Source organism: Zetaproteobacteria bacterium, assembly GCA_003696765.1.
Classification (GTDB): Bacteria; Pseudomonadota; Zetaproteobacteria; order Mariprofundales; family J009; genus RFFX01.
In genome coordinates, this window is record RFFX01000005.1 from 45,287 (window position 1) to 66,280 (window position 20,994).

The window sequence follows — 20,994 nt, forward strand, 5'->3', positions numbered from 1 at the left end:
GGCATGACGGGGACCCCTCCTTGCGGCCACGGCGGAGCGCGCGAAACAGCCGAGCAAACAGCCCACGGACGGACTTTTTGCGATCTCATCATCCATGCTGCATCCTGCGCGCACGGCCCAGATCGGCGCGCGCGGTGCCCGGCAGCGGCCAGGACCAGTGCTCCAGCAACTCCGGCTTCTCCAGCATGTCGATGCAGTCGACCGGACAGGGCTCGACGCAGAGGGCGCAACCGGTGCAGTCGTCGGCGATCACCACATGGTACTGCCTGGGCGCGCCGACGATGGCATCGACCGGACAGGCCTTGATGCAGAGCGTACAGCCGATGCACTCGTCCTCTCGGATGAAGGCGACCATCGGCGCCTTGGGCTCCTCTTCGATCGCCTTGGGCTCCACCCCCATGATGTCGGCGATCTGGCGCATCACCCGCTCGCCGCCCGGCACACAGTGGTTGACCTCCGCCTCGCCTGTGGCCACCGCGTGGGCGTAGGGCCTGCAGCCGGGATAGCCGCACTGGCCGCACTGGGTCTGCGGCAGCAACCGGTCGATCGACTCCTCCAGCGGATTGCCCTCCACCTTGAACAGGCGGGAGAAGAGGGCCAGCGCCGAGCCGAAGAGCACCCCCGCGCCCGCCAGCAACAACACCGGCGTCCACAATGCGGCGCCTCCCGTCAACGGCGGTCGATGCCCGGCGGTGGATCAGCCCTTGACCAGACCGCTGAACCCGAGAAAGGCCAGGCTCATCATCCCGGCGGTGATCAGGGTGATCGGGCTGCCGCGAAACGGGCGCGGCACCGGCGCACCGTCCAGCCGTTCGCGCAAGCCGGAGAAGGCGACCAGCACGATGGAGAAGCCGATCGCCGCCCCCAGGCCGTAGAGCGCGGCCTGCGGCAGATCGAGCTCCTTCTGCACGTTGAGCAGCGCCACACCGAGCACGGCGCAGTTGGTGGTGATCAGCGGCAGGAAGACGCCCAGCGCCTGATGGAGCAGCGGGCTGGTCTTGTGCATGGCCATCTCGACCAGCTGCACCAGCGAGGCGATCACCAGAATGAAGAAGACGGTCTGGAGATACTCCAGCCCCAGCGGCTGCAGCAGCCAGTGCTGCACCATCCAGGTGGAGATCGAGGCGAGCGTCATGACGAACATCACCGCCAGCGCCATGCCGACGGCGGTTTCGGTTTTGGCGGAGACACCGAGAAAGGGGCAGATGCCGAGGAACTTGGCCAACACGAAGTTGTTGACCAGCACCACGGAGACCAGGATCAGCAGGTAGTCATGCATGCCGGCAATGCTACCGCCCACGGCGCAAAATGTATCACCATCACCTCGCCCGGGCCGCAGCGCGACCGGGCAAAGCAGCGATCAGCGCTTGGAGAACTGCGGCGCGCGCCGCGCCTTCTTCAAGCCGTACTTCTTGCGCTCGACCACGCGGGCGTCCCGGGTGAGAAAGCCGCGCTTCTTCAGCAGCGGGCGCAGCCCGGAGTCGTAGCTGACCAGCGCGCGGGCCAGCCCCATACGGATCGCACCGGCCTGACCGCTCACCCCGCCGCCACGCACGTTGACCCGCACATCGACCCGTCCCGAAAGGCTGACGGCGGCCAGCGGCTCCAGCGCCCGCTGACGGGTGATCTCGATCGGAAAATAGCGCTCGATCTCCCGCCCGTTGACCTCGATCCTGCCGGCACCCGGCTTCAGGATGACGCGGGCGGTGCTCGCCTTGCGCCGCCCCGTTCCGCGATGGATGTTCTCGTTCACGACCTACCCCTGATTCCCTTCTCCGGCGCCGCGCCCGCCCGGATCGAGCACGACCGGCCTCTGGGCTGCATGCGGATGGTCGGCACCGGCATAGACCTTGAGCTTGCGCATCATCCGGCGGCCGAGCGGCCCCTTGGGCATCATCCCCCGCACCGCATGTTCGATGATCCGCTCGGGATGGCTCCGGCGCAACTCGGCCAGCGCGGTCTCCTTCAGCCCGCCGGGATAGCCGCTGTGGCGGTAGTAGCGCTTCTGCCGCTCCTTCCTGCCGGTGACATGGACCCGGGCCGCATTGATCACCACCACATGGTCGCCGCAATCGGCGTGCGGCGTATACCAGGGGCGATGCTTGCCCCGAAGGATGGCGGCGACCCGGGTGGCCAGCCGCCCGAGCACCTGATCGGCGGCATCGACCACATACCACTGCCTTGCTCTCTCCTCGCCCGCACGGGGCACCCAAGTGCGCATCGTATCCACCTGCCCGAAACAATGAGATTGGAACCGAATCCAGGCCCATCGTGGACCCGTCGGCGATCGGCGGGGCAGCCACACCCACGGAGGCGGCCGCCGCCGGTTCCATCCCCGGGGCCGCGCCCGCAGGGGGCGGCGCATGGTAGGAGCCCACCCCGCATTGTCAACGCCGGAAGCCGAAAGCAGGCCCGGCGTTGACAGCCCCCCGTCCGTCCCGGAAAGTTCACCGCCCGACCTGGACTTCTCCGCACCCCGAGGCGTGGGCAGCGTGGAAGGGGGAAGCGGAGGCGGACGCATTGCAACTCCGGGCGGCTCCGTCCGGAGCGGGGGCGACGGGAATACCCGATGAAAGCGGTCGATTCAACCGGAAGAGCGACCCGGCTACGCGACCAAACACACCAGTGCGGAAAGGGGGGCATATGGAATACCTGGCCAACGAATATGTCCCGGTCTTCATTTTTTTGGTCGTCGCCCTGGCCATGGGGGTGGTGCCGCTGGTGCTCACGGTGGTGGTCGCCGAGCAGCGTCCCGATCCGGAGAAGCTCTCCGCCTACGAGTGCGGATTCGAGGCCTTCAACGACTCGCGCATGCGCTTCGACGTCCGCTTCTATCTGGTCTCCATCCTCTTCGTCATCTTCGACATCGAGACGGCCTTCATGTTCCCCTGGTCGGTGGTGCTCAAACAGATCGGCATCTTCGGCTTCGTCGAGATGGTGCTCTTCCTGTTGATCCTGGTGGTCGGCTTCGCATACGCCTGGAAGAAGGGGGCGCTGCAGTGGGAATAGAGGGGGTTCTGGAGCGGGGGTTCATCACCACCACCGCCGACAAGGTGATCAACTGGGCGCGCAGCGGCTCGCTCTGGCCGATGACCTTCGGCCTGGCCTGCTGCGCGGTCGAGATGATGCATGCCGGTGCCAGCCGCTACGACCTCGACCGTTTCGGCATCGTCTTCCGCCCCAGCCCGCGTCAGTCGGACGTGATGGTGGTCGCCGGAACCTTGATCAACAAGATGGCGCCGGCGCTGCGCAAGGTCTACGACCAGATGAGCGAGCCCCGATGGGTGATCTCGATGGGCTCCTGCGCCAATGGCGGCGGCTACTACCACTACTCCTACTCGGTGGTGCGCGGCTGCGACCGCATCGTGCCGGTCGACATCTATGTCCCCGGCTGCCCGCCGACCGCCGAGGCGCTGCTCTACGGCTTCATCCAGCTGCAAGAGAAGATCAAGCGCACCAACACCATCGCCCGCCGCTAGCCATACCAAAGCCATGAGCGACCGCGAAGCACAGCCGACCACCGCCCTGCCCGACGACCTGCAGGCCCTGCAGCAGCAGTTCGGCGCGCAGGTGGTCGCCTGCCGGATGGCGATCGACTGCCCGGAGGCGGTGGTGGAGCGGTCGGCGATCGTCGAGATCTGCCATTTCCTGCGCGGCCGGTTGGGGTACGACCAGCTGATCGACATCTGCGGCGTCGACATGTCCGAGCACCCGGACCACCAGCCGGATCAGCCCCGATTCGAAGTCGTCTACCACCTGCTGTCGGTCTCCGACCACAAGCGCATCCGCATCAAAACCCGGCTCGACGAGCGGGAGTTCGTCGACTCGGTCACCGAGGTGTGGCCGGCGGCCGACTGGTTCGAACGGGAGGCGTTCGACATGTTCGGCATCATCTTCAACCACCACCCCGACCTGCGCCGCATCCTCACCGACTACGGCTTCGAGGGCTATCCGTTGCGCAAGGACTTCCCGGTGACCGGGCGAGTCGAGCTATTCTACGACGAAGAGGAGCGCCGCTGCGTCTACCGACCGATCGCGCTGGAGAACCGCGTGCTCACCCCCAAGGCCTGGCCGGAAGAGCATCTTCGTGGCTGAGATCCAGAATTACACCCTCAACTTCGGGCCGCAACACCCCTCGGCCCACGGCGTGCTCCGGCTGGTGCTGGAGCTCGACGGCGAGGTGGTCGAACGGGCGGAGCCGCACATCGGCCTGCTCCATCGCGGCACCGAGAAGCTGTTCGAGCAGAAGACCTACCATCAGAACATTCCCTACTTCGACCGCTTCGACTATGTGTCGATGATGTGCAACGAGCACCCCTACGCGCTGGCCGTGGAGAAGCTGCTCGGCATCGAGGCGCCGATCCGCGCCCAGTACATCCGGGTGATGTTCGCCGAGCTGACCCGCATCCTCAACCACTGCCTCTGGCTGGGCGCGCACGCGCTCGACATCGGCGCCATGACCGTCTTCCTCTACTGCTTCCGCGAGCGCGAGGATATCTTCGACTTCTACGAGGCGGTCAGCGGCGCCCGCATGCACGCCGCCTACTTCCGCCCCGGCGGGGTGACCGCCGACCTGCCCGAGGGGCTGCTGGAGCGGATCTGGGCGTTCACCGAGCGCTTTCCCGGCTATGTCGACGAGTACGAGACGCTGCTGACCGAGAACCGCATCTGGAAACAGCGCACCGTCGACATCGGCGTGGTCGACCGCGATGCGGCGCTGGCCTGGGGCTTCACCGGCCCGATGCTGCGCGGCTCGGGCGTTGCATGGGACCTGCGCAAGACCCAACCCTACGACGTCTACGACCAGCTCGACTTCGAGATCCCGGTCGGCGCCACCGGCGACTGCTACGACCGCTATCTGGTGCGGGTGGAGGAGATGCGGCAATCCAACGAGATCGTCCGCCAGTGCATCCACTGGCTGGAGAAGCACGACGGTCCGGTCAAGATCGACGACTACAAACTGACCAATCCCCCGCGCGCCCTGATCAAGGAGGACATGGAGTCGCTCATCCACCACTTCAAGTTCTTCTCCGAGGGCTATCCGGTCGAGGGCGAGATCTACCAGCCCACCGAACACCCCAAGGGGGAGCTGGGGGTCTACATCCGTGCCGACGGCTCCAACAAGCCCTACCGCATCAAGGTGCGCGCGCCGGGCTTCGCCCATCTGCAGGCGCTCGACTATATGTGCCGCGGCCATATGATCGCCGACGTGGTCACCATCCTCGGCACCCAGGACATCGTCTTCGGCGAGGTCGATCGATGATGGTCTCGCAAGAAACCATCATCGCGACCATGGAGGGTCGCGCAAACCCGGAGGTTGCAGACGCAACCGACGGATTTGTAAGGGGATCGAAAACCGCGATCTTCGATCCCCGTCAAGCAAAAAGTCCACGGACGGACTTTTTGCGATTCGATCATCGATGATGGTTTCGCAAGTAACCATCATCTGTTGTGGTGTGGTCACCGATGAGTGAATCGCTCTCCTTCAGCCGCGAACAGCAGGAGGCGATCGCCGCGCTGGTGGCGCGCTACCCCCATCCCCGCTCGGCGCTGCTGCCGGTGCTGCACATGGCCCAGGAGACCTTCGGCCACCTCTCCTTGGAGGCGCAGCAGCTCGTCGCCGACACCTTGGGGCTGCGGCTGATGGTGGTGCGCGAGGTGGTCACCTTCTACACCATGTTCCGCGAGACACCCGCCGGCAAATACCGGCTGGAGTTCTGCACCAACGCCGGCTGCATGCTCAACGGCGCGCGGGAGCTGGTGGCGCATGTCTGCGACAAACTGGGGATCCGACCGGGGGAGACCACCGAGGACGGCCTGTTCACCGTCACCGAGGTGGAGTGCGCCGGCGCCTGCGGCGGCGCGCCGGTGGTCCAGATCAACAACGTCTACCACGAGAAGGTCGACCCCGAAACGATCGACGCGCTGATCGAGCAGATGCGCAGCGAGGCATCGGCATGATTCCGTCGGATCCGACCAGGGTCACCGCCCACTGTTTCGCGCGCATCGGCATCCCCGACCAGCGGCGGCTGGAGGTGGCGCGCGCCCACGGCGCCTACGACTTCCTGCCGGTGGTGCTCAACGACTTCGATCCCGGGAAGATCATCAACGAAGTCAAGGCCTCGGGCATCCGCGGCCGCGGCGGCGCCGGCTTCCCCACCGGGCTGAAGTGGTCGTTCGTACCGCGCAACACCGGCAAGCCGACCTATCTACTGTGCAACGCCGACGAAGGCGAGCCCGGCACATTCAAGGATCGCGACATCATCCGCTTCGACCCCCATCTGCTGATCGAGGGGATGATCATGGCCGGCTTCGCGCTCGGCGTGCATGACGCCTACATCTACATCCGCGGCGAGTTCAAGCGTGAGGCGGAGATCCTCAACGAGGCGATCGGCGAGGCCTATGCCGCCAACCTGCTGGGCGAGCGCATCCTCGGCACCGACTTCTCCATGAACATCACTGTCCACCGCGGCGCCGGCGCCTATGTCTGCGGCGAGGAGACGGCGCTGATCGAATCGCTGGAGGGCCGCCCGGGACGGCCCCGGTTCAAGCCGCCGTTTCCGGCGGTGGAAGGGTTCTACCAGTGCCCGACGGTGGTCAACAATGTCGAGACACTGGCCAGCATCCCGGCGATCTTGCGCCACGGCGGCAAGTGGCACGCGGCGATCGGCAGGCCCAACAACACCGGCATGAAGATCTTCTCCGTCTCCGGCCAGGTCAAGCGGCCGGGCAACTACGAGGTGCCGCTCGGCACTCCGCTGAAAACCCTGATCGAGGAGCATTGCGGCGGACTGCGGCACGGCGTGGTGCCCAAGGCGGTGATCCCCGGCGGCTCCTCCTCCAACTGGCTGATGCCCGAGCAGTACGACATCCCGCTCACCTTCGACGACCTGATGAAGGCCGGCTCCATGCTCGGTTCGGGCGCGATCATCGTCATGGACGAGACCGCCGACGTGGTGGCGGTCGCCGCCCGGCTGGCCCGCTTCTACGCCCACGAGTCGTGCGGCCAGTGCACCCCCTGCCGCGAAGGGACCGGCTGGCTGGCGCGGGTGATGCGGCGCATCGAGCAGGGCGGCGGCCGCGAGGAGGACTTCCAGATCCTCGAAGAGGGGGCCACCCACATGGCCGGGCGGACCATCTGCGCGCTGGCCGACGGCGCCGCCGCCCCGGTGTTGTCGCTGATCCGCAACTTCCCCGACGAGGTGCGGGCGCGCATGCTGAGGAGGGCGGCGTGACCACACTGTTCATCGACGGGCGCGAGGTCGAGGTCAAGCCCGGCACCAGCGTGCTCGAGGCCTGCCGCCAGCACGGCATCGACGTCCCCTATTTCTGCTACCACCCCGAGCTGTCGGTCGCCGCCAACTGCCGCATGTGCCTGGTCGAGATCGAGGGGTGGAACAAGCCGGCGGCAAGCTGCTGCACGCCGGTGCAGGAGGGGATGAAGGTCACCACCCAGTCGCCGAGCTTGGCGGAAGACCGCAGGATGGTGATGGAGTACCTACTGATCAACCATCCGCTCGACTGCCCGGTGTGCGACCAGGGCGGAGCGTGCAAGCTGCAGGACTACGCCGTCGCCTTCGGCGCCTCCCGGGGTCGCTACGGCGAGGAGAAGCGGACGGCGGTCAACTACGACCTCGGCCCCTTCGTCGTCACCTGCATGACCCGCTGCATCCACTGCACCCGCTGTGTCCGCTTCGCCGACGAGATCGCCGGCACGTGCGACATCGGCGTCCTCGGCCGGGGCGACCGCATGCACATCACCGGCATCGTCGAGGAGTGTCTGGAGTCCGAGCTCTCCGGCAACCTGCCCGACGTCTGCCCGGTCGGCGCGCTGCTCGACAAGCCGTCGCACGACGTCTCGCGGCCGTGGGAGATGACCCGCCACCGGAGCGCCTGCATCCAGTGCCCGCAGGGATGCGACATCAGCATCGAATCGCGCGACGGTGTGGTGATGCGCATCCGCCCGCAGGAGGGGGGGATCGAGCCGTGGATCTGCGACCGCGGCCGCTATGTTTATGACGCCTTTGCCTCGGATGCGCGCATCCTGCAGCCGGCGGTGCGCCGTGACGGCCGGCTGGAGCGGTGCGGCTGGGATGAAGCGGTGGAGGCGGCCGCAGCCCACCTCGATGGGAAGCGGGTCGGGGTGATCTTCTCGCCCGACTGGAGCGTAGAGGGACTCACCTCCATCCGGCTGCTGATCGAGGCGGCGTTGCCCGGGGCGCGCTGCGGTTTCGATCTGCATCGGCGCGACATGCGTCCCTTCGCCTTCAGCGAGGGGTTCGCCATGACCAGCGATCAGCTCGAGGCCGCCGACCAGGTGGTGGTGCTGGGCAGCGATCTGCGCCAGCGGCTGCCGCTGGTGATGCAGCGGCTGCGCAAGCGGCTCCGGCACGGCCGGCCGGTGGTGCGCATCGGCGCCATGCACTACCGCACCGACTGCCGACTGACCACCGACCTGCTGGTCCGCCCACGCGACTGGCACGCGGTGATCGCCACCGCCATGGAGCAGGTGCGCAACGTGGGCAAGGAGGCCGCCGGCATGGAGGCGTGGCTGGCCGCGGTCGAGGGGCGGCATGAGGCGGGGAAGGCGCTGGCCGACGCCCTGATCGCCGACTCCTGCGCATTGCTGGTCGGCGAGGAGATCCGCAGCCACCGCGACGCGGCGGCGCTGATCCACGGGCTCGACCTGCTGATGCGCGCCTGCGGCCACGCCGAGCCGGAGCGGGACGGACGCAACCTGATTCCACCGGGGATGAACGCCCAACCGCTGGAGCTGCTCTTCGGCGACCGGCGCGAATCGGTCGGCGCCCTGCTCGAGGCGGCCGGCAAGGGAGAGATCGACACGATCGTCCTGATCGGCAGCGACCCCGCCGGCGACGGGCTCTTTCCGGCCGAGTTCCGGCAGGCGGCGGAGGGGTCGGCCACCCTGATCCAGATCGCCGCAATCGAGGGGCAATGCAGCGCCGACGTCGACATCCAACTCCCCTGCCACTGTTACGCCGAAGTGGACGGTACCTTCGTCAACATGGCCGGCCGGCTGCGCACCTCCGACCTGCCGCTCACCCCGCCCAAAGGGGAGGGGCGCCCGCTGTGGAAGGTGATGATGCGGCTGGTGCAGGCGCTGGGGGGGGAGGTGCCGGTGGTCTCGCTCGACGAGCTGCGCCGGGCATGCATGGAACGGGTGCCGGGGGTCGAGCGCGCCTGGGACGGCAGCCCGCGTGACCAGTGGCTGATGGCACCGGCCCGCCATCGAGAAGCGGCCCATCTGCCGGCGCAGCAGGCTCGGCTGATGCCGCTCGATGTGGTCAGCCGCTATTCGATGTACCGTGAAGGGAGCTGGGCACGCGCCTCCGGGCTGCTGGTCACCGCCGGCAAGCTGCATGCGCTGGCCGACCTCATCGTCCATCCGAAGACGCTCCAGGAGGCGGGCTTCACCCCCGGTGACAAGGTGACCGTCAAGAGCCATCGCGGCAGCCACAGCTACCACATCGGCGTGCGCGGGGATCTCTCCGAGGGGGTGCTCTTCGTCGCCCGCCGCGGTGTGGCGGGGGTCCTCTCCAGCGAGTGTGAGGCGGAGCTGGCCGCGCCGGAGGCGGATGGATGAAGGGGATGCTCCTGCAAACGCTGATCTGGGTGCTGGAGGTGCTGGCCATCACCGTGCCGGTGGCGCTGTCGGTGGCCTACACCACCTACGTCGAGCGGCGGGTGATCGGCTGGGTACAGGCGCGCAAGGGGTGCAACCGCGTCGGTCCCGCCGGCCTGCTGCAGCCGATCGCCGACGTCATCAAGCTCTTCCTCAAGGAGTCGATCATCCCCGCCGGCGCCAACAAGCTGCTTTTCATCGCCGCACCGGTGGTCTCGCTCACCCCGGCGCTGCTCGCCTTCGCGGCGGTCCCATTCGGCAAGACCTCCCTCTTCGGCCTGTGGGACCACCCCCACGTCATGGCCATCGCCAACCTGAACATCGGCGTGCTCTATGTCATGGCCGTCGGCTCGCTGGCCATCTACGGCATCCTGCTCGCCGGCTGGGCCTCCAACTCCAAGTATGCGCTGATCGGTGCGGTGCGCTCCACCTGTCAGATGATCTCCTACGAGGTCTCGATGGGCTTCGCCGTCGTCTGCGTGCTGATGATGGCCGGCACGATGAACCTGACCGGGATCGTCGAGGCACAGGCGGGCGGCTTCTGGCACTGGTACTTCATCCCGCTCTTCCCGATGTTCCTGGTCTATTTCATCTCCGGCTGCGCCGAGACCAACCGCGCCCCCTTCGACCTGCCCGAGGGGGAGGCGGAGCTGGTCGCCGGCTTCTTCGTCGAGTACTCCGGCATGTGGTTCGCCACCTTCTCGCTGGCCGAGTACGCGGCGATGATCCTGATCAGCCTGATGACCTCGATCATGTTCCTCGGCGGCTGGCATGCACCGTTCCCGGCGCTCGACGTCATCCCCGGCACCGTCTGGCTGCTGGGCAAGACTGCCTTCTTCCTCTTCGTCTTCATCTGGTTCCGCGCCACCTTCCCGCGCTACCGCTACGATCAACTGATGCGGCTGGGGTGGAAGGTGTTCCTGCCGTGGACGCTGATCTGGATCGCGGTGGTCGGCACCGCCACCTACACCCCGCTGCTCTCCGACATCATCGGATTCTGGCAGCCGTGGAGGTCGTGACGTGACCGCCCTGATCAAACGCCACATCAACACCTGGCTGCTGCTCGAGCTGGTGCGCGGCCTGATGCTCACCGGCAGCTACCTGTTCAAGAAGAAGATCACCGTCGAGTATCCGGAGGAGCGCACACCGCTCTCCCCGCGCTTCCGCGGCCTGCACGCCCTGCGGCGCTACGACGACGGCGAGGAGCGCTGCATCGCCTGCAAGCTGTGCGAGGTGGTCTGCCCGGCGCTGGCCATCACCATCGAGTCGGAGGAGCGATCCGACGGCAGCCGCCGCACCACCCGCTACGACATCGACCTGACCAAGTGCATCTTCTGCGGCTTCTGTCAGGAGGCCTGCCCGGTCGACGCCATCGTCGAGACCCAGGAGTTCGAGTACGCGGTCGAGGATCGGCGCAACCTCTACTACACCAAGGAGATGCTGCTCGACGTCGGCGCCCGCTACAAGGCGCAGATCGACGCCAACATCGCATCGGAAGCGCGCTACCGCTGACCATGTCGCTCATCACCCTCTTCTTCGACCTCTTCGCCACCCTGGCTGTGCTCGGCGGTGCCATGGTGGTGCTCTCGCGCAACCCGATGCACTCGGTGATGTGGCTGATCTTCTGCTTCTTCAACGCCGCCGGCCTCTTCTTCCTGCTCGATGCCGAGTTTCTCGGCGTCATCCTCATCCTGGTCTACGTCGGCGCGGTGATGGTGCTCTTCGTCTTCGTCATCATGATGATCGAGGTCAACGTCGCCCAGATGCGCGAGGGATTCCTGCGCTATCTGCCGATCGGCGGGCCGATCGCATTGATCCTCTTCGCCGAGATGGTCGCCGCCGGCTTCAGCGGCATCTTCTCGACCGCCCGCACCGGCGTTGTCGGCCACCTGGGCGGCCAGGTCGACAACACGGTGGAGATCGGCAAGGAGCTCTACACCCGCTATCTGCTCGGCTTCGAGCTGGCGGCGATCATCCTGCTGGTGGCACTGGTCGGCGCGGTGGTGCTCACCCTGCGCGCCCGCAAGGATGCACGCTACCAGAACATCGCCAGACAGGTGGCCGTGAAGAAGGAAGAGCGGCTGCGCAAGGTGAGGATGTGACCATGACGGCTCTGCATAAGGGCGACATCCGCGACCGGTACGGCCGCGCAAAACGGGAGCTTGCGCATGCAAGCGACGGTTTTGTAAAACGTCCACGGACGGACTTTTTGCGATTCGATCAGTAATGGTACCACTCTCCAGCTACCTCATCGTCGACGCCGCCCTCTTCTCGATCGGGGTGGTCGGGCTGTTCCTCAACCGCAAGAACGTGATCACCATCCTGATGTGCATCGAGCTGATCCTGCTGGCGGTGAACATCAACTTCGTCGCCTTCTCCCACTTCCTCGGCGATCTCGCCGGCCAGCTCTTCGTCTTCTTCGTCTTGACCATCGCGGCCAGCGAGGTGGCGGTCGGCCTGGCCATCCTGGTCGCCTTCCACCGCCTGCGCCGCTCGATCGATGTGGCGGACATCAACACCCTGCAGGGCTGACGCCGGATGGAGACGACCCTGAACAGCGCCGAGTTGCTCACCATCCCGCTGCTGCCGCTGATCGCGGCGCTGGTGGTCGGGCTTGCCGGCAGACGGCTGGGCGATGCACTGTCGCACTGGATCTGCTGCGTCGGCGTGATCCTCTCGGCGCTGCTCTCGCTCCATGTCTTCGCCCAGGTGGCCGATGGCGCCGGCTTCTACGGCAACTTCTGGGAGTGGATCCTCTCCGACGGGCTGCGCGTGCCGGTCGGCATGATGATCGACCCGCTGACCGCGGTGATGATGATCACCGTGACCATCGTCTCCGCCTGTGTCCACGTCTACACCATCGGCTACATGCACGGCGATCCGGGCTACAGCCGCTTCTTCTCCTACATCTCCGGCTTCACCTTCTCCATGCTGGTGCTGGTGATGGGCAACAACTTCTTCACCCTCTTCTTCGGCTGGGAGGCGGTGGGGCTCTTCTCCTACCTGCTGATCGGCTTCTGGTTCAAGCGGGAGAGCGCCACCTTCGCCGCACTCAAGGCCTTCATCGTCAACCGGGTGGGCGACTTCGGCTTCGCCATCGGCATCCTCGCCGTCTGGTACTACTTCGGCACCGTCGAGTACCGCGAGGTCTTCGACGCCATGCCCGGATTCCTCGCCCGCCACTACACCCTCGGGCTGATGGGCCACGAGATGAGCGCCATCACCTTCATCTGTCTGGCGCTGTTCGTCGGCGCGATGGGCAAGAGCGCCCAGATCCCGCTCCATGTCTGGCTGCCCGATTCGATGGAGGGTCCGACACCGATCTCCGCCCTCATCCACGCCGCCACCATGGTCACCGCCGGCGTCTTCATGGTCGCCCGGCTCTCGCCGATGTTCGAGTTCTCCGAGACCGCGCTGGCCGTGGTGACCATCACCGGCGCGCTCACCGCCTGGATCTGCGCCACCATCGGCCTGGTGCAGAACGACATCAAGCGGGTGATCGCCTACTCGACCTGCTCGCAGCTCGGCTACATGTTCGTCGCCTGCGGGGTGTCGGCCTACTCGGTCGGCATCTTCCACCTGATGACCCACGCCTGGTTCAAGGGGCTGCTCTTCCTCGCCGCCGGCTCGGTGATCCACGCGGTGATGGCCGATCAGGACATCCGCCGCATGGGGCAGTTGCGCAAGTACATGCCGATCACCTACGCCACCATGCTGATCGGCGCGCTCGCTCTGGCCGGGGTGCCGCCCTTCGCCGGCTTCTGGTCCAAGGATCTGATCATCGAATCGGCGGCGGTGCGCCACATGAGCTGGGGAATCAGCGGCTTCGCCTACTGGGCGCTGCTCACCGGCGTCTTCTTCACCGCCTTCTACACCTTCCGCATGTTCTTCCTCACCTTCCACAACTCCGACCGGGTGCCGGCCGAAACCAAGGCCCACCTGCATGAGTCGCCCAAGGTGATCACCGTGCCGCTGATCATCCTCGCCGTTGGCGCGGCACTCACCGGCTGGTGGGGGGCGGAGGTGCTCAACCTGCCCGGTGAGGGGGGCGAGGGCTTCTTCGGCGATGCCATCTTCGTGCTGGCCGCGCACAACCCGATCGCCCGCCTCGAGGCGCTGGAGGAGGCGCACGCCACCGGATTCTGGCTGGAGGGCGGCGCGCTGATCTTCGCCGCGCTGGGCATCGGGCTCGCCTGGCTGATGTACTTCCGCGAGAGCCCGCTGCCGGCGAGGATCGCCGCGCGATTCCCGGGCGTTCATCGCTTCCTGCTGGAGAAGTGGCGTTTCGACGAGCTCTACTGGGCGATCTTCGTCGTGCCGGCGCGCAACGCCGGCCGCTTCCTGTGGCAGCAGGCCGATCTGGCACTGATCGACCGCGGCGTCATCCACACGGTGATCATCGACTCGATCGCCCGCGCCGCCGGCTGGCTGCGCCGGCTGCAGACCGGTTTCGTCTACCACTACGCATTCGCCATGGTGCTCGGCCTCTTCGGCCTGCTCACCTGGCTGGCCGCCGGCGGCGGATCATGAACACCATCCATATCCTCGGCATCCCGATCCTCACCCTCTCCATCTTCCTGCCGACGGCGGGGGCGGCGGCCATCTGGCTCTTCGCCCGCAACGACGATCAGGTGCGCTGGGGGGCGCTGATCACCTCCACGCTCACCTTCCTGGTCACCCTGCCGCTGGCCCTCGCCTTCGACACCACCACCGCGAAGATGCAGTTCGAGGAGCTCCATCCCTGGATCGAGAGCTTCCACATCCACTACCACCTGGGCGTCGACGGCATCTCCATGCCCTTCATCCTGCTGACCAGCCTGCTGACCGTGATCTGCGTGGTCTCGGCCTGGGAGTGCATCCAGGATCGGGTTCGCGGCTACATGATCGCCTTCCTGGTGCTGGAGACGACGCTGATCGGCGTCTTCGCCGCGCTGGACGCGGTGCTGTTCTACTTCTTCTGGGAGGCGATGCTCATCCCGATGTTCATCATCATCGGCATCTGGGGGGGCAAGAACCGCGTCTACGCCACGCTCAAGTTCTTCCTCTACACCTTCGCCGGCTCGGTGCTGATGCTGATCGCGCTGCTCGCCATGTACTTCAAGGCCGGCCACACCTTCGAAATCCTCGACTACATGAACTACCCGTTCGACTTCGGCTGGCAGTTCTGGATCTGGCTCGGCTTCTTCGTCGCCTTCGCCGTCAAGGTGCCGATGTGGCCGGTCCACACCTGGCTGCCCGACGCCCACACCGAGGCGCCGACCGCAGGATCGGTGATTCTGGCCGGCATCCTGCTGAAGATGGGCGCCTACGGCTTTTTGCGCTTCTCGCTGCCCATCTGCCCCGACGCCTCGCAGTACTTCGTGCCGATGATGGTGGCGCTCTCCCTGATCGCCATCGTCTACATTTCGCTGGTGGCGATGATGCAGAAGGACATGAAGCGGCTGATCGCCTACTCCTCGATCGCCCACATGGGCTACGTCACGCTGGGCACCTTCATGTTCACCCAGCAGGCGCTGGAGGGGGCGGTGGTCAACATGATCAGCCACGGATTCGTCGCCGCCGCCCTGTTCCTTTGCGTCGGGGTGATGTACGACCGACTGCACACGCGTGAGATCGCCGCCTACGGCGGGGTGGCCAATGTCATGCCCCGCTTCGCGCTGGTCATGATGGTCTTCGCCATGGCCAACGTGGCGCTGCTCGGCACCTCCGCCTTCATCGGCGAAATCCTGGTGTTGATCGGCACCTTCAACGCCGACCCGGCATCCCTCTCTCTCTCGGCCAAGTGGGTGGCCATCGCCGCGGCGAGCAGCGTGGTGCTGTCGGCCTGCTACATGTTGTGGATGGTCAAGCGGGTCATCTTCGGCGACATCGTCAACGAACCGGTCAAGACGATGCCGGAGATGAACCTGCGCGAGACCCTCTACTTCTTGCCGCTGATCGCGCTGGTCGTCTGGTTGGGGCTCTACCCGGTGCCGGTGCTCGACTGGCTCCACCCCACCGTCGCCCACCTGGTCGAGCAGGCAACCAGCAGCAAGCTGGCCGCGGCCGATGCGGCGGCCCGGATCGGGACGCTGATGCAGAGCACGGCGACGACGGGGGGGATGTAAGCCGCCATGTCCAGGATCACCTTTCCCTTCCCCGCCCCCGAACACCTCTCGATCATGGTGCCGGAGATCTTCATCGCGATCCTGGCCATGGCCATCCTGTTGTGGGGGCTCTTCCTGCCCAGAGGCCGCAGCGACGGCGCCGCCTGGGCGGCCGCCGCCGGGTGCGCCGCCGCCATCCCGATGGTGCTCTCGCAGGCCGGCGCCATCGGGCTGACCACCTTCTACGGCTTCTTCATCCTCGACCCCTTCGCCGTCTACGCCAAGCTGATCCTGATCCTCTCCACCCTGTTCGCGATCGTCATCTCCATCGACTACATGCGCCGCGAGGAGCACGCCTGCGAGTATTATGCGCTGATGCTCTTCGCCCTGCTCGGCATGATGTTCATGATCTCGGCGACCAACTTCGTCATGATGTACCTCGGCGTCGAGCTGATGGCGCTGGCCGTCTACGTGCTGGTCGCCTACCAGCGCGAGCTGCTGCGCTCCCCGGAGGCGGCGCTGAAGTACTTCATCCTCGGCTCGCTCTCCTCCGGGATGATGCTCTACGGCATGTCGTTCCTCTACGGCATCAGCGGCCACCTCGACTTCCAGGCGGTGGGGATCGCCCTGCAGGGGGTGGAGCAGGGTCGCTTCGCCATGCAGCTGGGCATGCTCTTCGTGCTGATCGGCCTCGGCTTCAAGCTCTCCATCGCACCGTTCCACATGTGGACGCCCGACGCCTACGAGGGGGCGCCCACACCGGTGACCGCCTTCATGTCGATCGCCCCCAAGGTGGCCGGTTTCGCGCTGTTCATCCGCTTCCTGATCGAGGCGATGCCCCCCTTGAGCACCGACTACATCGCCGTGCTCGAGTGGCTGGCCGTGCTGACCATGGCGGTGGGCAACATCGCGGCCATCGCCCAGCGCAACATCAAGCGGATGCTCGCCTACTCGACCATCGGCCACGTCGGCTTCGTGCTGCTCGGGGTGATCGCCGCCAACGCCGACGGCTATGCCGGCGTACTCACCTACATGACCATCTACCTCTTCATGAACATGGGCGCCTTCGCCATCATCACCATGATGCGGCGCGACGGCTTCGAGGGTGAGCTGATCGAGGATTACGCCGGCATGGCCCGGGTCCGCCCGGTCTATGCGCTGGCCATGGGGCTGTTGATGTTCTCGCTCGCCGGCATCCCCTTCCTCGGCGGCTTCTGGGCCAAGTACGCCGTCTTCCTCGCCGCGGTCGAGGCCGGCCACCTGCGGCTGGCCCTGATCGCGCTGCTCTTCTCGGTGGTCGGCGCCTTCTACTACCTGCGGGTGGTCAAGCGGATCTACTTCGACCAGCCCAAGGGCGATTTCGTCCTGCAGGAGTGCAACTCCATGCAGGTGGTGGTCGCCGTCTCCACCCTGATGGTGGTGCTGCTCGGCCTCTTCCCCGGCCCGTTGATGGCGCTGTGCCACCAGGCGCTCACCGGCCTGATCTGACCGGCGCGCCGCCCCGGAGCGCATGACCGGCCTCCGCACCGCGCCGGCAGGGCCACGCAGCGCCGCGCGCAACCCCTCCGCCCTCTTCATCAAGACCTACGGCTGCCAGATGAACAGCTACGACTCCGAGCGCATGGCAGCGCTGATGGAGTCGACCTTCGGCCTGCGGCTGGTCGCCGCGCCGGAGGAGGCCGACGTCATCCTGATGAACACCTGCTCGGTACGGGAGAAGGCCGAGGAGAAGGTCTACTCCGAGCTCGGCCGCTACCGCAGGCTCAAACAGAAGCGCCCCCACCTGATCATCGGTGTGGGCGGCTGCGTCGCCCAGCAGGAGGGGGCGCGCATCCAGCAGCGGGCGCCGTTCGTCGATCTGGTCTTCGGGCCGCAGAGCTACCACCGGCTGCCGGAGATGATCCACCGCATCCGGCGCGAACGGGTGCCGATCGCCGATGTGGAGCTGCCGGAGATCGAGAAGTTCGACCACCTGCCGCGGCCGCGCGGCCGCGGCTGCAGCCGTTTCGTCACCGTCATGGAGGGGTGCGACAAGTTCTGCACCTTCTGTGTCGTCCCCTACACCCGCGGCGAGGAGCGCTCCCGCCCGGTGGCCGACATCCTCGCCGAGTGCCGGGCACTGCTGGATGAAGGCGCCGTCGAGATCACCCTGCTCGGCCAGAATGTCAACGGCTACCGCGGCATCGGCCCGGACGGCGAGGTGTGGGACTTCGCCGCCCTACTCTTCGCGGTGGCCGAGCTGCCCGGCCTGCTGCGGCTGCGCTTCACCACCAGCCACCCGCTGGAGGTGGACGACGGGCTGATCGAGGCCTTCGCCGAGCTGCCGCAGCTGATGCCCTACCTCCATCTGCCGCTGCAGTCGGGCTCCGATGCCATCCTCAAGGCGATGCACCGCGGCCACACCGCCGACGACTACCTGCGCATCGTCGAACGGCTGCGTGCCGCCAGAGACGACCTGGCCCTCTCCTCCGACTTCATCGTCGGCTTCCCCGGCGAGCGCGACGAGGATTTCGCCGCCACCCTGCGCATGGTGCGCACGGTCGGCTTCGACTCCGCCTTCTGCTTCGCCTACTCGCCCCGCCCCGGCACTCCGGCGGCCGGGCTGGCCGATCCGGTGCCCGACGAGATCAAGCAGGCGCGGCTGGCCGAGTTGCTGGCGCTGATGAAGGAGCAGACTCAGGCGGCGTTGACCCGGCAGGTGGGCAAAACCCTGCCGGTGCTGTTCGACGGCCGCGGCCGACGCGACGGCGATCTCGTCGGCCGCACGCCCGATTTCAAGATCGTCCACGCACGGGGCGGCAGCCGTCTGATCGGCCACGAGATCCCCGTCACCATCACCCGCGCCTACGGGCAGTCGCTCCGGGGCGAAATCCCGCGGGAGTAGGCCGCCATCACGTCGGAGCGGGAGCAAACCACCATCGCGCTCAGGCTCGAAGGGCTGGGCAACGAGGCGTTGGCCGCCCTCTGCGGCCGGGAGCACGACACCCTGCGGCGGATCGAGGCCCGCTTCGACGTGCGGATCACCGGCGCGGTCGGCGACTGGCGCATCTGCGGCGCACAGGCCGAGGCCGCCGCCGGCGCGCTGCGGGCCATGGCCGGGCGGGTGCGTGACGGGGGCGTACTGCCGCCGGACGAGGTCGAGCAGATCATGCACACAGCCGGTGACGCGACGGAGGAGGGGGAGGCCGACGACGACGGGCCGCTGATCGAGGCCGGCCGCCGGCAGGTGCGGGGCAAGTCGCCCAACCAGCGCCGCTATCTGCAGGCGATGGCCGGGCAGATCCTCACCCTGGCGGTGGGTCCTGCGGGAACCGGCAAGACCTGGCTGGCGGTGGCCTGCGCGGTGCGCGACCTGCTCACCGAGCGGGTCGACCGCATCATCCTCACCCGCCCGGCGATCGAGGCGGGCGAGCGGCTGGGCTTCCTCCCCGGCGACATGCAGCAGAAGGTCGATCCCTACCTCAGGCCGCTGTTCGACGCGCTGGGAGAGATGCTGGGCGGTGAGCGCATGGCCCGGCTGCAGAGCGAGGGGCGCATCGAGATCGCCCCGCTGGCCTACATGCGCGGCCGCACCCTCAACGACGCCTTCATCATCCTCGACGAGGCACAGAATACCACCCGTACCCAGATGAAGATGTTCCTCACCCGGCTCGGCTTCGGCGCCCGCATGGTGGTCACCGGCGACATCTCGCAGATCGACCTGCCGCACCCGGAGGAGAGCGGGCTGCTGCATGCCATCCAGCTGCTCGGCGGCATCGAGGGGGTGGCCGTCTGCCGGATGGAACAGCGCGACGTGGTGCGCCACCGGCTGGTGGCCGAGATCATCGCCGCCTACGAACGAGCGGATGGGTGACGGCCACCGGCGGGGCCCATCGGCGGATGCGGCCGCTTTCGTGGCGGCGGAGAAACCGGACAACCAATCGATGATCGACATCCTGCACGACCAGCCGTGGCAGGGGCTGCCCGACGACGGGGCGCTCCGGCGCGCGGTGGCCGCCGCCGCCGAGGCGGCCTGCGGGCGGCCGATCGATGGAGACGGCCTCGATCTCTGCCTGCGGCTGGCCGACGATCAAGCGGTGGCGGCGCTCAACCGGCGCTGGCGCGGGGTCGACCAGGCCACCGACGTGCTCGCCTTCCCGCAGCAGGAGGGGGCGATCGATCCCGCCGCACCGCTGGGCGACATCATCGTCGCCGTCCCCTTCCTGCGCCGCGAGGCGGCCCGTCTCGGCCTGCCGCCGGCCGATCATCTGATCCACCTCGTGGTCCACGCAACACTGCACCTCTTCGGCCACGACCACGCCGAAGCGGAGGAGACCAGGCGGATGCGCCTGCTGGAGAACCACATCATGCAACGACTCGCCCTACACACCCCCTGGCCGGAGGCCGCCCAGTGAGCGCCGGCGACGCCCCACCGACCGCCCGGCAACGGCTGCGCCGCTGGCTGCTGGAGCGGTTGCGCCCCGGCGAAGAGCCCAGTGAGCTGCGCTGGATCATCCGCCGCGCCGGGTCGATCCACTCCGAGACGCAGCGCACCATGCTCGAACAGATCTTGGAGCTGGACGACACCCGGGTGCGCGAGGTGATGACGCCGCGCTCGGAGATCGTCGCCCTCCAGCGCGACATGCGCCCGGACGAGGCGCGCGCGCTGATGGTCAAACACGGGGTGCGGCGCGCACCGTTGATCGACGGCGACCTCGACCGGGTGGTGGGGATGATCCACATCTGGGATCTGCTGCGCCAGCAGCTCGACCCGTCCGGCGAGCTCCCGTTGGACGAACTGGCCACCCCCGCGCTGGAGGTGGCCGAGCTGCAGCGCATCTCCAGCGCGCTGCAGGCGATGAAGAACCGCGTCCATCTGGCGGTGGTGCGCGACGAATATGGCGGCGTCGCCGGCCTGGTCTCGCTCTCCGACCTGCTGGAGGAGATCGTCGGCCCGCTGATCGACGAGCGGCGCAACACCCCCGAACAGGCGATCGTGCGGCGCGCCGACGGCTGGCTGGAGGTGGCCTGCCGCACCCATGTCGAACAGCTGGAGGAGGCGCTGGAGCGTGATCTGCCACGCGGCGACTTCGACACCGTCGGCGGGTTGATCCTAAGCCAATTGCAGCGCATCCCCAGGGCGGGCGAGCGGGTGCAGGCGGCGGGGCTCGACTGCCGCATCCTCGAGGCCGATCCCCGCCGGATCCTCCGCGTCGCCCTGCGTCCGATTTCGCCCCCCAAGGGGTGATCCGCGCCGTCCGCCCCCTCGCCGCCCTGCTCGCCGGA

The 20,994-nt window shown here is 67.2% G+C and carries 22 protein-coding genes; 18 read left to right on the forward strand and 4 right to left on the reverse strand.

The window, feature by feature from the left end:
• Nucleotides 1–88: 88 nt before the first annotated feature.
• The 4 genes from rsxB to D6682_00780 form a co-directional block, all read right to left on the reverse strand.
• Nucleotides 89–655 (reverse strand): electron transport complex subunit RsxB, encoded by a 567-nt coding sequence (gene rsxB / locus D6682_00765; protein RMH52861.1) that lies wholly within the window; start codon nucleotides 653–655, stop codon nucleotides 89–91.
• Between the two features lie 42 nt (nucleotides 656–697).
• Nucleotides 698–1,279, reverse strand: a complete 582-nt coding sequence (gene rsxA, locus D6682_00770) for an electron transport complex subunit RsxA (GenBank protein ID RMH52862.1) — start codon at nucleotides 1,277–1,279, stop codon at nucleotides 698–700.
• Between the two features lie 81 nt (nucleotides 1,280–1,360).
• A complete protein-coding gene (locus tag D6682_00775) occupies nucleotides 1,361–1,753 on the reverse strand; it encodes a 30S ribosomal protein S9 (protein RMH52863.1) in 393 nt (130 codons plus the stop codon).
• Nucleotides 1,754–1,756: 3 nt separating this feature from the next.
• Entirely contained in the window at nucleotides 1,757–2,221 is a 465-nt protein-coding gene (locus tag D6682_00780; GenBank protein RMH52911.1) for a 50S ribosomal protein L13, read from the reverse strand.
• 422 nt (nucleotides 2,222–2,643) lie between these two features.
• Here D6682_00780 and D6682_00785 point away from each other — a divergent pair, with 422 nt between their 5' ends.
• From D6682_00785 to D6682_00870, 18 genes are all read left to right on the forward strand, one after another.
• The gene (locus D6682_00785; GenBank protein RMH52864.1) at nucleotides 2,644–3,009 is read left to right on the forward strand and encodes an NADH-quinone oxidoreductase subunit A; all 366 of its coding nucleotides are present in this window, start codon (nucleotides 2,644–2,646) and stop codon (nucleotides 3,007–3,009) included.
• Nucleotides 3,000–3,479, forward strand: a complete 480-nt coding sequence (locus tag D6682_00790; protein RMH52865.1) for an NADH-quinone oxidoreductase subunit B — start codon at nucleotides 3,000–3,002, stop codon at nucleotides 3,477–3,479. The genes D6682_00785 and D6682_00790 overlap by 10 nt, the downstream gene beginning before the upstream one ends.
• Before the next feature lie 13 nt (nucleotides 3,480–3,492).
• On the forward strand, nucleotides 3,493–4,095 hold the full coding sequence (locus tag D6682_00795; protein ID RMH52866.1) for an NADH-quinone oxidoreductase subunit C: 603 nt from the start codon (nucleotides 3,493–3,495) through the stop codon (nucleotides 4,093–4,095).
• Nucleotides 4,088–5,263 (forward strand): NADH-quinone oxidoreductase subunit D, encoded by a 1,176-nt coding sequence (locus D6682_00800; GenBank protein ID RMH52867.1) that lies wholly within the window; start codon nucleotides 4,088–4,090, stop codon nucleotides 5,261–5,263. The genes D6682_00795 and D6682_00800 overlap by 8 nt, the downstream gene beginning before the upstream one ends.
• 203 nt (nucleotides 5,264–5,466) lie before the next feature.
• A complete protein-coding gene (locus D6682_00805; protein ID RMH52868.1) occupies nucleotides 5,467–5,961 on the forward strand; it encodes an NAD(P)H-dependent oxidoreductase subunit E in 495 nt (164 codons plus the stop codon).
• Nucleotides 5,958–7,235 carry an NADH oxidoreductase (quinone) subunit F gene (gene nuoF, locus D6682_00810; GenBank protein ID RMH52869.1) on the forward strand — a complete coding sequence of 426 codons (1,278 nt, stop codon included), beginning with the start codon at nucleotides 5,958–5,960 and terminating at the stop codon, nucleotides 7,233–7,235. The genes D6682_00805 and nuoF overlap by 4 nt, the downstream gene beginning before the upstream one ends.
• Nucleotides 7,232–9,604, forward strand: coding sequence for an NADH dehydrogenase (quinone) subunit G (nuoG, locus tag D6682_00815; GenBank protein ID RMH52870.1), 2,373 nt, complete (start codon nucleotides 7,232–7,234; stop codon nucleotides 9,602–9,604). Before nuoF ends, nuoG begins: the two co-directional genes overlap by 4 nt.
• A complete protein-coding gene (gene nuoH / locus D6682_00820) occupies nucleotides 9,601–10,662 on the forward strand; it encodes an NADH-quinone oxidoreductase subunit NuoH (GenBank protein ID RMH52871.1) in 1,062 nt (353 codons plus the stop codon). The genes nuoG and nuoH overlap by 4 nt, the downstream gene beginning before the upstream one ends.
• A gap of 10 nt (nucleotides 10,663–10,672) precedes the next feature.
• Entirely contained in the window at nucleotides 10,673–11,155 is a 483-nt protein-coding gene (gene nuoI, locus D6682_00825; GenBank protein ID RMH52912.1) for an NADH-quinone oxidoreductase subunit NuoI, read from the forward strand.
• A 2-nt stretch (nucleotides 11,156–11,157) separates the two neighbouring features.
• Nucleotides 11,158–11,745 (forward strand): NADH-quinone oxidoreductase subunit J, encoded by a 588-nt coding sequence (locus D6682_00830; GenBank protein RMH52872.1) that lies wholly within the window; start codon nucleotides 11,158–11,160, stop codon nucleotides 11,743–11,745.
• A gap of 124 nt (nucleotides 11,746–11,869) precedes the next feature.
• Nucleotides 11,870–12,175 (forward strand): NADH-quinone oxidoreductase subunit NuoK, encoded by a 306-nt coding sequence (nuoK, locus tag D6682_00835; GenBank protein RMH52873.1) that lies wholly within the window; start codon nucleotides 11,870–11,872, stop codon nucleotides 12,173–12,175.
• 6 nt (nucleotides 12,176–12,181) lie between these two features.
• Nucleotides 12,182–14,173 (forward strand): NADH-quinone oxidoreductase subunit L, encoded by a 1,992-nt coding sequence (locus tag D6682_00840; protein ID RMH52874.1) that lies wholly within the window; start codon nucleotides 12,182–12,184, stop codon nucleotides 14,171–14,173.
• Nucleotides 14,170–15,750: an NADH-quinone oxidoreductase subunit M gene (locus D6682_00845; GenBank protein RMH52875.1), complete on the forward strand. Its 1,581-nt coding sequence runs from the start codon at nucleotides 14,170–14,172 to the stop codon at nucleotides 15,748–15,750. The genes D6682_00840 and D6682_00845 overlap by 4 nt, the downstream gene beginning before the upstream one ends.
• Before the next feature lie 6 nt (nucleotides 15,751–15,756).
• The gene (locus tag D6682_00850) at nucleotides 15,757–17,217 is read left to right on the forward strand and encodes an NADH-quinone oxidoreductase subunit N (protein ID RMH52876.1); all 1,461 of its coding nucleotides are present in this window, start codon (nucleotides 15,757–15,759) and stop codon (nucleotides 17,215–17,217) included.
• Between the two features lie 22 nt (nucleotides 17,218–17,239).
• Nucleotides 17,240–18,613: a tRNA (N6-isopentenyl adenosine(37)-C2)-methylthiotransferase MiaB gene (miaB, locus tag D6682_00855; GenBank protein ID RMH52877.1), complete on the forward strand. Its 1,374-nt coding sequence runs from the start codon at nucleotides 17,240–17,242 to the stop codon at nucleotides 18,611–18,613.
• Between the two features lie 6 nt (nucleotides 18,614–18,619).
• A complete protein-coding gene (locus tag D6682_00860; protein ID RMH52878.1) occupies nucleotides 18,620–19,582 on the forward strand; it encodes a PhoH family protein in 963 nt (320 codons plus the stop codon).
• On the forward strand, nucleotides 19,575–20,123 hold the full coding sequence (gene ybeY / locus D6682_00865) for an rRNA maturation RNase YbeY (GenBank protein RMH52879.1): 549 nt from the start codon (nucleotides 19,575–19,577) through the stop codon (nucleotides 20,121–20,123). Before D6682_00860 ends, ybeY begins: the two co-directional genes overlap by 8 nt.
• A complete protein-coding gene (locus tag D6682_00870; protein RMH52880.1) occupies nucleotides 20,120–20,956 on the forward strand; it encodes an HlyC/CorC family transporter in 837 nt (278 codons plus the stop codon). Before ybeY ends, D6682_00870 begins: the two co-directional genes overlap by 4 nt.
• Nucleotides 20,957–20,994: the final 38 nt, after the last annotated feature.

What these genes read in the sequence shown, in the direction of transcription:
- rsxA (RMH52862.1), bottom strand. Translation starts at nt 1,279, where the DNA reads ATGCATGACTACCTGCTGATCCTGGTCTCCGTGGTGCTGGTCAACAAC.
- D6682_00780 (RMH52911.1), bottom strand. Translation starts at nt 2,221, where the DNA reads ATGCGCACTTGGGTGCCCCGTGCGGGCGAGGAGAGAGCAAGGCAGTGG.
- D6682_00785 (RMH52864.1), top strand. Translation starts at nt 2,644, where the DNA reads ATGGAATACCTGGCCAACGAATATGTCCCGGTCTTCATTTTTTTGGTC.
- D6682_00795 (RMH52866.1), top strand. Translation starts at nt 3,493, where the DNA reads ATGAGCGACCGCGAAGCACAGCCGACCACCGCCCTGCCCGACGACCTG.
- D6682_00805 (RMH52868.1), top strand. Translation starts at nt 5,467, where the DNA reads ATGAGTGAATCGCTCTCCTTCAGCCGCGAACAGCAGGAGGCGATCGCC.
- nuoF (RMH52869.1), top strand. Translation starts at nt 5,958, where the DNA reads ATGATTCCGTCGGATCCGACCAGGGTCACCGCCCACTGTTTCGCGCGC.
- nuoH (RMH52871.1), top strand. Translation starts at nt 9,601, where the DNA reads ATGAAGGGGATGCTCCTGCAAACGCTGATCTGGGTGCTGGAGGTGCTG.
- D6682_00830 (RMH52872.1), top strand. Translation starts at nt 11,158, where the DNA reads ATGTCGCTCATCACCCTCTTCTTCGACCTCTTCGCCACCCTGGCTGTG.
- nuoK (RMH52873.1), top strand. Translation starts at nt 11,870, where the DNA reads ATGGTACCACTCTCCAGCTACCTCATCGTCGACGCCGCCCTCTTCTCG.
- D6682_00840 (RMH52874.1), top strand. Translation starts at nt 12,182, where the DNA reads ATGGAGACGACCCTGAACAGCGCCGAGTTGCTCACCATCCCGCTGCTG.
- D6682_00845 (RMH52875.1), top strand. Translation starts at nt 14,170, where the DNA reads ATGAACACCATCCATATCCTCGGCATCCCGATCCTCACCCTCTCCATC.
- D6682_00850 (RMH52876.1), top strand. Translation starts at nt 15,757, where the DNA reads ATGTCCAGGATCACCTTTCCCTTCCCCGCCCCCGAACACCTCTCGATC.
- miaB (RMH52877.1), top strand. Translation starts at nt 17,240, where the DNA reads ATGACCGGCCTCCGCACCGCGCCGGCAGGGCCACGCAGCGCCGCGCGC.
- ybeY (RMH52879.1), top strand. Translation starts at nt 19,575, where the DNA reads ATGGGTGACGGCCACCGGCGGGGCCCATCGGCGGATGCGGCCGCTTTC.